Source organism: Sphingopyxis sp. (assembly GCF_036675685.1).
Classification (GTDB): Bacteria; Pseudomonadota; Alphaproteobacteria; order Sphingomonadales; family Sphingomonadaceae; genus Sphingopyxis.
The window spans coordinates 1-11,532 of the sequence record NZ_JAKFEM010000012.1 but is presented as its reverse complement, the minus strand read 5'-3'; the positions used below and the strand labels follow the sequence as shown (position 1 = coordinate 11,532).

Annotated in this window: 14 protein-coding genes and 1 pseudogene; 9 read left to right on the top strand and 6 right to left on the bottom strand. The window is 66.1% G+C overall.

Annotated features, from left to right (window positions below; all coding sequences use genetic code 11):
- The 5 genes and pseudogenes from V6M50_RS06395 to fghA all read left to right on the top strand — a co-directional run.
- Positions 1–141: pseudogene (locus V6M50_RS06395) on the top strand (S-(hydroxymethyl)glutathione dehydrogenase); the annotation flags it as partial.
- 7 nt (positions 142–148) lie between these two features.
- Positions 149–1,009 carry a formyltetrahydrofolate deformylase gene (gene purU / locus V6M50_RS06390; protein ID WP_332817723.1) on the top strand — a complete coding sequence of 287 codons (861 nt, stop codon included), beginning with the start codon at positions 149–151 and terminating at the stop codon, positions 1,007–1,009.
- Positions 1,010–1,063: 54 nt separating this feature from the next.
- Positions 1,064–1,444: a VOC family protein gene (locus V6M50_RS06385; protein WP_332817721.1), complete on the top strand. Its 381-nt coding sequence runs from the start codon at positions 1,064–1,066 to the stop codon at positions 1,442–1,444.
- A gap of 9 nt (positions 1,445–1,453) precedes the next feature.
- The gene (locus V6M50_RS06380) at positions 1,454–1,960 is read left to right on the top strand and encodes a prolyl-tRNA synthetase associated domain-containing protein (protein WP_443030489.1); all 507 of its coding nucleotides are present in this window, start codon (positions 1,454–1,456) and stop codon (positions 1,958–1,960) included.
- Positions 1,957–2,820 (top strand): S-formylglutathione hydrolase, encoded by an 864-nt coding sequence (gene fghA, locus V6M50_RS06375; RefSeq protein WP_332817720.1) that lies wholly within the window; start codon positions 1,957–1,959, stop codon positions 2,818–2,820. The genes V6M50_RS06380 and fghA overlap by 4 nt, the downstream gene beginning before the upstream one ends.
- A gap of 29 nt (positions 2,821–2,849) precedes the next feature.
- Here the strand turns inward: fghA and V6M50_RS06370 are convergent, their stop codons facing one another.
- The 5 genes from V6M50_RS06370 to V6M50_RS06350 all read right to left on the bottom strand — a co-directional run bounded on the left by V6M50_RS06370 (position 2,850) and on the right by V6M50_RS06350 (position 7,694).
- Positions 2,850–3,836, bottom strand: a complete 987-nt coding sequence (locus V6M50_RS06370; protein ID WP_332817719.1) for a quinone oxidoreductase family protein — start codon at positions 3,834–3,836, stop codon at positions 2,850–2,852.
- A 99-nt stretch (positions 3,837–3,935) separates the two neighbouring features.
- Positions 3,936–5,789, bottom strand: coding sequence for a DEAD/DEAH box helicase (locus V6M50_RS06365; protein WP_332817718.1), 1,854 nt, complete (start codon positions 5,787–5,789; stop codon positions 3,936–3,938).
- Between the two features lie 67 nt (positions 5,790–5,856).
- The gene (locus V6M50_RS06360; protein ID WP_332817717.1) at positions 5,857–7,035 is read right to left on the bottom strand and encodes an NAD(P)/FAD-dependent oxidoreductase; all 1,179 of its coding nucleotides are present in this window, start codon (positions 7,033–7,035) and stop codon (positions 5,857–5,859) included.
- 6 nt (positions 7,036–7,041) lie between these two features.
- Complete coding sequence (locus tag V6M50_RS06355) at positions 7,042–7,221, bottom strand: hypothetical protein (RefSeq protein WP_332817716.1); 180 nt, start codon at positions 7,219–7,221, stop codon at positions 7,042–7,044.
- Entirely contained in the window at positions 7,218–7,694 is a 477-nt protein-coding gene (locus tag V6M50_RS06350) for a GreA/GreB family elongation factor (protein WP_332817715.1), read from the bottom strand. The genes V6M50_RS06355 and V6M50_RS06350 overlap by 4 nt, the downstream gene beginning before the upstream one ends.
- 124 nt (positions 7,695–7,818) lie before the next feature.
- Here V6M50_RS06350 and V6M50_RS06345 point away from each other — a divergent pair, with 124 nt between their 5' ends.
- The 3 genes from V6M50_RS06345 to V6M50_RS06335 all read left to right on the top strand — a co-directional run bounded on the left by V6M50_RS06345 (position 7,819) and on the right by V6M50_RS06335 (position 10,045).
- Entirely contained in the window at positions 7,819–8,589 is a 771-nt protein-coding gene (locus V6M50_RS06345) for a head GIN domain-containing protein (protein WP_332817714.1), read from the top strand.
- 44 nt (positions 8,590–8,633) lie between these two features.
- Positions 8,634–9,359 carry a head GIN domain-containing protein gene (locus V6M50_RS06340; RefSeq protein WP_332817713.1) on the top strand — a complete coding sequence of 242 codons (726 nt, stop codon included), beginning with the start codon at positions 8,634–8,636 and terminating at the stop codon, positions 9,357–9,359.
- Between the two features lie 95 nt (positions 9,360–9,454).
- Positions 9,455–10,045 (top strand): hypothetical protein, encoded by a 591-nt coding sequence (locus V6M50_RS06335; RefSeq protein WP_332817712.1) that lies wholly within the window; start codon positions 9,455–9,457, stop codon positions 10,043–10,045.
- A gap of 23 nt (positions 10,046–10,068) precedes the next feature.
- Here V6M50_RS06335 and V6M50_RS06330 read toward each other — a convergent pair whose 3' ends face one another.
- Positions 10,069–10,872, bottom strand: a complete 804-nt coding sequence (locus V6M50_RS06330) for an SDR family oxidoreductase (protein ID WP_332817711.1) — start codon at positions 10,870–10,872, stop codon at positions 10,069–10,071.
- Positions 10,873–10,984: 112 nt separating this feature from the next.
- On the opposite strand from V6M50_RS06330, the gene V6M50_RS06325 reads away from it, so the two are divergent.
- Positions 10,985–11,500, top strand: coding sequence for a hypothetical protein (locus tag V6M50_RS06325; protein ID WP_332817710.1), 516 nt, complete (start codon positions 10,985–10,987; stop codon positions 11,498–11,500).
- Positions 11,501–11,532: the final 32 nt, after the last annotated feature.

Below are 11,532 nucleotides of genomic sequence, written 5' to 3'. Positions count from 1 at the left end.
CCCAAGATCGTCGATCTTTACATGGACGGCACGATCCAGATCGACCCCATGATCACCCATGTCCTCAGCCTCGACGAGATCAACAAGGGGTTCGACCTGATGCACGCGGGTGAGAGCATCCGCAGTGTCGTCGTTTACTGATCCGGCGATGGCGGGGGGATATATCCTGACCTTCAGCTGCGTCGATGCGGTCGGCATCGTCGCGGCAGTGACCGGGCTGCTCGCGGAACGCGACGGCTTCATCCTCGACAGCCAGCAATATGCCGACCTTGGTTCGGGACGCTTTTTCATGCGCGTCGAATTTCGCGGGGCCGGACCGCGTTTTCCGGGCGATCTGGCGGGAGTGGAGGACGCGTTCGCGCCCATCGTCCGGCGTTTCGCGATGGATGCGCGGATCAGCGATCGCAGCGTCAAGCCGCGCTTCGTTATCGCGGTGTCGCAGGGGAGCCATTGCCTTAACGACCTTCTCCATCGCTGGTCGACCGGCAATCTCGCGATCGACATTGTCGGCGTGGTGTCGAACCATGAGCATCAGCGGCGGCTCTCGGAATGGCACGGCGTGCCCTTCCATTATCTGCCGGTGGACGATGCCAATCGCGCCAACCAGGAAGCGGCGATTCTCGACATGATGGCGCGCGGCGGCGCCGAATATCTGGTGCTCGCGCGCTATATGCAGGTGTTGTCGCAGGATCTGTCGGCGAAGCTTTCGGGGCGCTGCATCAATATCCACCACAGCTTCCTGCCGGGTTTCAAGGGCGCCAAACCCTATCACCGCGCGCACGAGCGCGGTGTCAAGCTGATCGGCGCGACCGCGCATTTCGTGACCAGCGATCTCGACGAAGGGCCGATCATCGAGCAGGCGGTCGAACGGGTCGACCACCGCGACGGCATCGACGACCTGATCCGCATCGGCCGCGATGTCGAGGCGCAGGTGCTTGCGAAAGCCGTGCGTTGGGTCGCCGAACAGCGCGTTTTGATCGACGGGCGCAAGACGGTGGTCTTTCGCTAGGCTCGCGAAGGGTATAGGTATCGATTCGCAACCAAATCAGGAGGAGCAAAGGCGATGTACAGTCACAATATGGTCGGGGCGAACGACCTCGAAGCCGCCAGGAAATTCTATGACGCGACCTTCCAGGCGATCGGCGGCAAGCCGGCGATCCAGGACGACAAGGGCCGCCTGATCTATATGCACAATGGCGGGCTGTTCCTCGTGACCGCGCCGATCGACGGCGAGCCGGCGACGGTTGGCAACGGCTGCACCATCGGGTTCGCGATGGACGGTCCCGAGCAGGCCAACGCGTGGCACGATGCGGGTGTCGCCGCGGGCGGCACCTCGATCGAAGACCCGCCGGGCGTGCGCGAAGGCGGGTTCGGCAAGCTCTATCTCGCCTATCTGCGCGATCCGTCGGGCAACAAGCTCTGCGCGCTCCACCGCGTCGTTTGAGCCGATAATATGATGCGCGGCGAAGCGGGATTGCTGGCGGACCTGGGTGCGCTCGCTATCCCCTTCGCGGCGCATGAGCATGATGCGGTGTTCACCGTCGCCGAAAGCGATGCGGTGCATGCCGCGATGCCGGGCGCGCACACCAAGAATCTGTTCCTGAAGGACGCGGGCGGCATTTTCTGGCTCGTGACCGTGCCGTCCGACGCGCGCGTCGATCTGAAGGCGCTGCCCGCCGCGATCGGCAGCAAGCGCGTCAGCTTTGGCAAGGCCGAGGATATGGAGCGACTGCTCGGCATCACGCCGGGGTCGGTGACACCGCTCGCCGCGATCAATGCGGAGCCGGGGAGCATCGCCGTAGTGCTCGATGACGCGTTGGCGGCGGCCGATCCGGTCAACGTCCATCCGCTGCGCAACACCGCGACGCTCGGGCTGGCGGGCGCGGCGATACTCGACCTGCTGCGTCATTGGGGGCATCAACCCCTTATTACCACCATCCCGGTTCAGGAATCCGAATGACCCTCGAAACCCTCTCCACCGTTCGCAGCCATGGCGGCACGCAGGGCGTGTACAAACACAAGAGCGACACGACCGGCACCGACATGAGCTTTGCGGTCTTCATCCCCGACCACGAACCCGGCGCGAAGCTGCCGGTGCTCTGGTATCTGTCGGGGCTGACCTGCACCCACGCCAATGTGATGGAAAAGGGCGAATATCGCGCCGCCTGCGCCGAACATGGCGTGATCTTCATCGCGCCCGACACGAGCCCGCGCGGCCCAGACTCGAATGGAAACGCCGTTCCCGACGATCCCGAAGCCGCGTGGGATTTCGGGCTGGGCGCGGGATTCTATGTCGATGCGACCGAAGAGCCGTGGGCCGCGAATTACCGGATGCGCTCCTATATCGAGGATGAGCTGCCGTCGCTGATCCTGCGCGAATTCGCCGCCGCCGACATGACGCGCCAGGGGATTACGGGCCATTCGATGGGCGGGCATGGCGCGCTGACGGTGGCGCTGCGCACCCCCGACCGCTTCCGTTCGGTGTCGGCCTTTTCGCCGATCGTTGCGCCGCTGCAATGTCCGTGGGGCGAGAAGGCGTTGGGGAATTATCTGGGTAACGACCGCGAGGCGTGGACGGTTTACGACGCCTGCGCGCTGATAGCGGGCGGCGCGCGGGTGCCCGACCTGCTCGTCGACCAGGGCGAGGCCGATAATTTCCTGACCGAGCAGTTGAAAACGCATTTGCTGGCGGAAGCGTGCGAGCTTGCCGGCCAGAAGGCGACGATCCGGATGCAGCCGGGGTACGACCACAGCTATTATTTCATCTCGACCTTCCTGGCCGAGCATGTCGCGTGGCATGCGGAGCGGTTGAAGGCTTGAATCTCCCCTCCCGCTTGCGGGAGGGGGGTCTAAGGGTGTTCCGGGATCAGCAGCGTCGAACCCGTCGTGCGCCCGGCCTGCAAGTCGGCATGCGCCCTTGCCGCGTCCTGCAACCCATAGCGCTGGCCGACGGTGATCTTCACCGCGCCCGATGCGATCATTTCGAACACGCGCGCCGCGCCCGCAGCGCGTTCACCGGGGTGGAGATAATAGTCGAACAAGGTCGGCCGCGTCACGAACTGCGACCCGTGCTGCGCCAGCACGCCGAGGTTGACGCCGGTCACCGGCCCGCCGGCATTGCCATAGCTCACGATCAGCCCGCGTCGTGCGGTGGCCTTCAGCGAGACGTCCCACGTCGCCATGCCGATGCCGTCGAAGGTGACGGGGACGCCCTGGCCGTCGGTGATCTCGCGGACATGCGCCGCAACATCGTCCTGCTTGTACATCAGCACATGGTCGGCGCCGGCTTCGCGCGCCACATGCGCTTTCGCTTCGGTGCTGACGGTGCCGATCACCGTCGCGCCGATCGCCTTCAGCCACTGGACGAGGATCAGCCCGACGCCGCCCGCGGCGGCGTGGACGAGCACGGTCGCGCCCGCCTCGACCTTTGCGCAGCGTTCGACGAGCATCTCGACCGTGCACGCTTTCAGCAGCGCCGCGGCGGCGGTTTCGTCGTCGATTTCGGCGGGGAGCTTGAATAGCGACGCCGCGCCGACCAGCCGCGCGCTGGCATAGGCGGTGCGTTCGGGTCCGAAGGTCGCGGCTCGGTCGCCGGGCTGGAGACCGTGGACGCCTTCGCCGACCGCGATGACTTCACCGGCTGATTCGACGCCGAGCCCGCTGGGGAGCGGGACGGGATAGGTGCCATCGCGGTGATAGGTGTCGAGATAGTTGAGCCCGACCGCGGTCTGGCGGAGCAGTACCTGACCGGGGCCGGGTTCGCCGAGCGTCACCTCGCGCCAGTCGATGACCTCGGGTCCGCCCTGGCTTTCGATAAAGGCTTCGATCGCTTGCATGCGCCGCTCTCCTGCTGTCCGGTCCATCTGGTGGGCCGGGCTGGGGAGTGCAAGGGTGGTGCGACAAAAGCCCCTCCCCGTCGGGGGAGGGGTTATGTTTTACTTCGAAGGACGGCGCGGGCTGCGCTGACCGAACGGCTTGGGCTTGTAGCGCTCGGTCTTGCCGCCGGGAGCACCCGGACCGCGGGGACGATCGCCGAAACCGCGATCGCCGCCGGGCGCACGGCCAAGCGTGCTGCGCGGGGCGCCGTCGCGCGGGCCGCCATGCCCGCCTTTGTCGCGGCGCGGCGGATAGGTCGGGCCATCGGGTGCCGGCGTGATCGAAACGCCGCTGTCGTCTTCGCCATCGGCGTTGGCGCTGCGCAGCACCGCCTCGGCAAAGCGGTCGGCGATCGCGCGCGGGATGTTGAACATCGTTTCCTTGGGACCGATGCGGATCGCGCCGATCTCGTTCTTGCTCACATGGCCCCGGCGGCAGAGCAGGGGCAGGATCCAGCGCGGGTCGGCATTCTGGTGGCGGCCGATGTTGAGGCGGAACCAGACGCTGTCCTCGAAGCCTTCGCGCTGGTCGCCGCCGGCGCCACGTTCCGGACGTTCGAAGCGCTCACCGCGCTCGGGACGGCCGGCACCGTCACGGCCGCGTGCGCTGTTGTCGATGAGGTCTTCGGGCGGCGGCATCAGCGCGCGGTGCGCCTGGACAAGCGACGCGGCGATGTCCTCGGGGGTGCGCTCGGCCATCAGGCGCTGCGCGAGTTCGAGATCCTCGGGCTCATGCTCGACCGGGGTGAGCAATTTCTCCATCAGCCGTTCCTGATCGCGCTTGCGCACGTCGGCGGCGGTCGGCGCGTCCATCCATTCGGCGTTGATGCGCGCGCCGCGCAGCATGCCGTCGACGCGGCGGCGGCGCGGATAGGGGACGATGATGACCGCGGTGCCCTTTTTGCCCGCGCGGCCGGTGCGGCCCGAACGGTGCTGGAGCGCCTCGGCGTCGCGCGGGATTTCGACGTGGATGACGAGGCTGAGCGTGGGCAGGTCGATGCCGCGCGCGGCGACGTCGGTCGCGACGCAGACCTTGGCGCGGCGATCGCGCAGCGCTTGCAGCGCGGCGTTGCGTTCGTTCTGGCTATGCTCGCCCGACAGTGCGACCGCGGCGAAACCGCGCTCGACGAGGCTGGCGTGGAGGCGGCGGACATTGTCGCGCGTCGCGCAGAACAGCATCGCGGTTTCGGCGTCGTGGAGGCGGAGCAGGTTGACCACCGCGCCCTCGATGTCGGCGGGGGCGACGGTCACCGCCTGATAAGCGATGTCGCCATGGCCACGATCCTGGCCGACGGTCGAGATGCGCAGCGCGTCCTTCTGGTAGCGCTTGGCGAGCTGAACGATCGGGTTGGGGATCGTCGCCGAGAACAAAAGCGTGCGGCGCGTCGCGGGGGTGCCGTCGAGGATTTCCTCAAGATCGTCGCGAAAGCCCATGTCGAGCATTTCGTCGGCTTCGTCGAGGACGGCGACGCGAAGCGCGGTGAGGTCGAGCGCGCCGCGTTCGAGGTGATCGCGCAGACGGCCGGGGGTGCCGACGACGATCTGTACGCCCTGGCCGAGCGCGCGGCGTTCCTTGCTGGCGTCCATGCCGCCGACGCAGGTCGCGATCCGCGCGCCGGCCTTGGCATAGAGCCAGCTCAATTCGCGGCTGACCTGCAGCGCGAGTTCGCGGGTCGGCGCGATGATCAGCGCGAGCGGCGAGGTCGCGAAGGGCAGGCGGCCATCCTCGATCAGCTCGTCGCCCATCGCGAGGCCGAAGGCGACGGTCTTGCCCGACCCGGTCTGCGCGGAGACGAGCAGGTCGCGGCCCTTGGCCTGATCCTCGCTAACCTGCGTCTGGACGGGGGTGAGCGCTTCATAGCCGCGCGCGACAAGGGCGTCCGAAAGGACGGGGGAAAGATTTTCGAAAGGCATTTTTATCTCAATAATATGGGCGGTCACCGGTGCGGTGACAGGCCGACAGAAAAGGGGCTCAATGGGCTTAAATCACCTGTCCGGCAGCGTGTCCGCTAGCCCAGGCCCATTGAAAATTATAGCCGCCTAACCACCCTGTGACATCTACGGCCTCGCCGACCGCATAGAGGTTTGGAACGGTTTTGGCCATCATTGTTTGCGATGACAGCCCGGCGGTAGCGATTCCGCCGATTGTGACCTCGGCCTTGGCGAAGCCTTCGGTGCCGTTGGGACGGAAAATCCAGCCCGCGAGCCGCGCCTCGGCCTCGGCCAGTTTGCGATCGGTCTGGGCGGCGAGCTCGCCGGGCAGCGCGAGGCGTTCGGCGAGGGTTTCGGCGAGGCGGTCGGGGAGCATCGCGCCGAGCGCGGCGCGCAAGGTGGCGCGCGGTCGGGTGCGTTTGGCGTCGAGCAGCCAGCCCTGCGGTGCATCGGGCAGGAGGTCGATCGTCACGGGTTCGCCGTGCCGCCAATAGCTGCTGACCTGTAAAATCGCGGGACCTGAAAGCCCGCGATGGGTGAACAACGCCGCCTCGCGGAACGCCGCCTTGCCCGCGCGCGCTTCGACCGGCGCGGCGATTCCCGAAAGTTCGCGGAACAGCACATCGTCGCCGCCCAGCGTCAACGGGACGAGCGCGGGGCGTGGCTCGACGACCTTCAATCCGAATTGGCGCGCTAGATCATAAGCGAAGCCGGTCGCGCCCATTTGGGGGATCGATGGGCCGCCAGTGGCGATGACCAGCGCCGGGGCCGTAAAGCGGAAGTTGCCGAAAGTGCCGCGGAACGTACCGTCGGCATGGTCAATTTGTCGTACAACTTCGCCGCGGCGGATGTCGACGCCGCCCTTGGCGCACTCATCGAGCAGCATCGCGACGATCTGTTTCGCCGAGCCGTCGCAGAAGAGCTGGCCCAGCGTTTTCTCATGATAGGCGATGCCGTGGCGCTCGACGAGCGCGATGAAATCGGCGGGGGTGTAGCGCGCGAGCGCCGATTTCGCGAAATGCGGGTTTGACGAAATGAACCGGTCGGGCGTGGTGTTGACGTTGGTGAAGTTGCAGCGCCCGCCGCCCGAAATCAGGATTTTCTTGCCCACGGCATCGGCATGGTCGAGCAACAGTACGCGCCGACCCCGCTGCCCCGCGACCGCGGCACACATCAGCCCGGCCGCGCCGGCACCCAGCACGATGGCATCAAATTCGGTAGCGGGCATCGTGGCTCAGTGCAGCTTTGCGATCGAGAGGCTGTCGGCCTTGGCGCGGGTCTTCACCGATTCTTCGCTGCGCGTCAGCGCTTTCGCGATCGACTTCAGCGGCATGCCCTTCTTGGCGAGCGTGTGGAGCTTGTCGATCTCGGCCGGAGTCCACGGCTGTTTGTGGCGTTCGAACTTGTCTTTCATGCCTGCGTCTCCGGATCGGCTTCGACGGCGAGGATCGCAATCGCATCCTCGCGGTCCTGATATTCGACGCTCTCGCCTGCCTCGGCGCCCATCAGCGCGCGGGCGAGCGGCGCGGAAAAGGCGATGTGGCCGCGCGCCGGATCGGCCTCGTCGCCGCCGACGATGGTGATCGTCTTTTCGGCCTTGTTCAGGCGATAGGTCACGCGGCTGCCGATCCCGACGCTGCCGTCGGCGGGCGGCGCCTGTACGTCCGCCGTCGATTGGCGCGTGTGGAAATAGCGCAGGCGGCGCTGCAATTTCTTGCGCGCCTCCTCGTCGGCGGCCTCCGCGATCTCGGCTTCGAGCCGCGCGACTTCCTCGCCGAGCAACCGCAGTCCGCGCGGGGTCACCAGGTTCGGGCCGACCGCGATGGGCAGCTCGAATTCGGGTTCCTTATGCTCGTCGTCGCTCTCGCGGCGAAAGGCTACGCTCATGGTCTGGCTTTCGGTTTCGGGGGAGAATCGTCCCTCTGGACGCCGAAGGTGGCGATAAGATGGCAGGCGCCGCTGGACAGGCCCGGCTACTGTGTGTTATGCAAGCAATACACAGAGGAGATTTATGATGCGGTACTGGACGATGGCGGTTTTGCCGCTGGCCCTTGGAATGACGGTCACGGCCTGCAACGGCGCCGATCACAAGGACGGCAACCGGCAGGACAAGAGCGAGACAGGCGCGCCGACGTCTGTGGGACCGATAACCACCCAAAGCTACCCGCTCTCCGGATTTACCGGGGTCGAGGTCGCGGGACCCGACGATGTCACCATTCGGCAGGGCGACAGCTTCTCGATCAGTGCGCGCGGGCGAAAGGAGACGCTCGACCGGCTCGAGATCAAGCTTGATGGGACGAATTTGGTGATCGGGCGCAAGCGCGAAGGCTTCAGCTTTTCGAACCACGACGGTGACGATCTGGATATCACGATCACCATGCCCAAACTGAATGCGGTTCGCCTGACCGGGTCGGGATCGATCGACGCCGATACTGTCGATGGCGACGCGGTCGAGGCGGTGGTCACCGGATCGGGCGACCTGAAGGTCGCGAAGCTCACCGGCAAGAGCGCCGAGATCACCGTATCGGGCTCGGGCGATATCGAAATCGGCGGCGGTACGATCGGCTCGGGCGAGTTCAGCGTCACCGGATCGGGCGACATCGACGCCGATGGGCTTGTCGCGACGACGCTCGAGGTGTCGATCGCCGGGTCGGGCAATGTCGACGCGCAAGCGACCGGCAAGGCCGATATTCGCATCCTCGGGTCGGGCGACGTGAAGCTGGGTGGCGGGGCGACTTGCACGACGCGCGAGGTGGGTTCGGGATCGGCCGCCTGTAACTGACGCCATGCTGGTGCCGCCCGCCCGAACGGGGTAAAGGCGGCACCATGACCCCTATCACCAGATGCGTCCCACGATGCGCCGCTTTTGCGGCCGCCGCCCTGCTTTTCACCGGCCCCGCATCGGCGGCCGAGAAACGCTTTGGCCTCACCAGCTTCGAGGCGATCGAGGTCAACGCCGATTACACGATCGAAGTGACGACACGCGCGCCGGTGGGCGCGGTGGCGACGGGGCCGCAGGATGCCCTCGACCGCCTGACGGTCGAGGCGCGCGACGGCCGGCTGGTGATCGGCGAGCGCAAATTCGCGGGCGACGAGAATCGCCGCGCGCCGCGCGGCGCGGTGACGATCCGCATCAACGCGACGGGCCTGCGCTCGGCAACGATGGGCGGCGCGGGGTCGCTGCAGATCGACCGGCTGAAGGGCACGCGCGTCCTCATCGGCTTGCGCGGACCCGGCAAGCTGTCGGTCGGCGCGATCGAGACCGATCGATTGTCGGTCGCGATGATCGGCAACGGTACGATGACGCTCGGCGGCACCGCAAAGCAGGCGCAGATGACGCTGTCGGGCGCCGGGCTGTTCGACGCGGGCGCGCTCTCGGTCGGCGAACTGATCTTCGACAGCGAAGGTTCGGGCGACCATATGATCCGCGCGGTGAAGAGCGCCGCGATCACCGCGCGCGGGATCGGCAAGACGGTTGTGCTCGGCAAGCCCGTGTGCACCGTGCGCAATGTCGGCAATGGCAGCGTGACCTGCGGGCCCGTCAAGCGCTGATATGAAGCTGAGCTTATCATAACTGTTGCGAAAATTGATTTTTGCGCCAAGGCGGCACGCCCTAATTAAAGGCTCCGCCCGAGGAGCCCCGCACGATGGACCGTTATGATCACCCGCGAAATGTCGGTCGTAGACAGATGGTGGAGCTGGGGGTCTGCGCAGCGTTGCTGGGGTTCGCCAGCGATGCGATCGCTTCCGTATCGGATGCCGCGGGCGCAGCTTCGACGGGCGCGATCAGCGATTTCGATTTTCAGGTGGGGCGCTGGTCGGTCCGTCATCATGCGCGGTCGGCGGCAAGTGGCGAGTGGAATGATTTTTCCGGCGAAGTATCGATGCGGAAAATCCTCGGCGGGTCGGGAAATCTCGAGGAGCATCACTGGACGCGGGGAAGCCAGTCCTATCATGCTGTCGGACTCCGGGCTTTCGATCCCGAACGGCGGCAATGGGCGATCTATTGGCTCGACAGCCGCTGGCCGGGCGCGATGGGCAGCCCCGTTGTCGGCGGTTTCGAAGGCGCGCAGGGGACCTTCTATTCCGACGACGATGTGAACGGCCGCCCCGTTCGCGCGCGCTATTTGTGGATGGTCGACGGCGCCGACGCCTGCCGGTGGGAACAGGCAACGTCGGACGATGGCGGCAAGAGCTGGGATACCAGCTGGCGGATGGCCTTTACACGCCTCGCCTGACGGCTCAGTCGAGTGCGCGCGGTTCAGTGCCCCGCCGACCCCAGCCCGTCGATCTTCTTCGATTGGCGCACGATCAGCCCGGGGAACCAGCGCGCGAGGCGCGACAGCCGCTTGGCCATCTTTCCGACCGTCGTATGCACACTCGTTCCGTGCACCGCTTGCCACGCGGCTTCGGCAACGCGCTCGACGGGGACGATCTCGAACCCGCTGGCCGACAGGCGATTGCGCGCGGGTTCGTTGCTGTCGGCGCTGACCTGGTCGAGCAACGGGGTGTCGATAAAGCCGGGCATCAGCGAGCGCACCTTGATGCCGTGCTTGGCAAACTCGATTTCGAGCGCCTCGGTCAGTCCGCGCACCGCGAACTTGGTCGCCGAATAGATGGCGAGGCCAGCGACGCCGTAAAAGCCCGATGCCGATCCGGTGTTGAGAATCGTCGAACCCGGCGTCGCGCGCAGCAGCGGCAACGCAGCATAGATTCCGTTGACGACGCCGCCGAAATTGATCGCGATCAGCCGGTCTGCCTCGGCGGGCGGCATGTCGGCGAACTGGCCGCCGGTGCCGATCCCGGCGTTGTTGAACAGCACGTCGAGGCGCCCGCCGCTCGCGCGCGCAAAGGCGTCGAGCGCGCCCTTCCACTGGTCGCGGTCGCGCACGTCCATGACGTGGCGCGACGACGCGCCTTCGGGGAGCAACGCCGCGGTTTCGTCGATCCCGGCGCCGTTGACGTCGGCGATCCCCACGAACCAGCCCTGACCGGCAAAGTGGCGCGCCACCGCGCGGCCGATGCCCGAACCGCCGCCGGTGATGAAAATGGCCTTCCTCGACATCGCGCCCTGCTCCTTACATGAGTGTCAATGAGACAAGATGCGAAGTTGACGTTTCCGTCAAGCGGCAATCGCGGCTTGGCAAGGCGGAGCGTCGCTCGCTAAGAGGGCGCCGATGACCCGCGGCCTGCGCCTGATCTTCCTGTCCCTGCTGCTCCTTTGCGCCGGACTCACCGCCCCGGCGCGCGCCGAAGTGGTGGTGAGTTTCTACAGCCACGATTTCGGCGACCGTTTCCCGCACGCTTTCATCGTGATGAAAGGCAAGGTCGATGCGACCGGCGAGACGGTCGATGCCAATTACGGTTTCACCGCGACGTCGGTCAGTCCCGCGATCCTGCTCGGGTCGGTGAAGGGCGAGGTGCAGGTTTCCAAGCCCGACTATATCGCCAAGAGCGACCGTCAGTTCGACGTCACGATCGACGATGCGACCTATGCGCGGGTCTTGGCGAAGGTCGCCGAATGGCGCGACCGCGAGCAGCCGAGCTATAGTCTGGGCAAGCGCAACTGCGTCCATTTCGTGATGGAACTCGCCGAGGTCGTCGGGCTGAAGGTCAACCGCAAGAGCAAATTGTTCAAAAAACCGAAGAGCTTCCTGATCGAAGTGAAGGGGCTGAATCCGGGGGTAGGCTGACGGCCGCTTTCGATCGAAACTAGCCGTCGCCC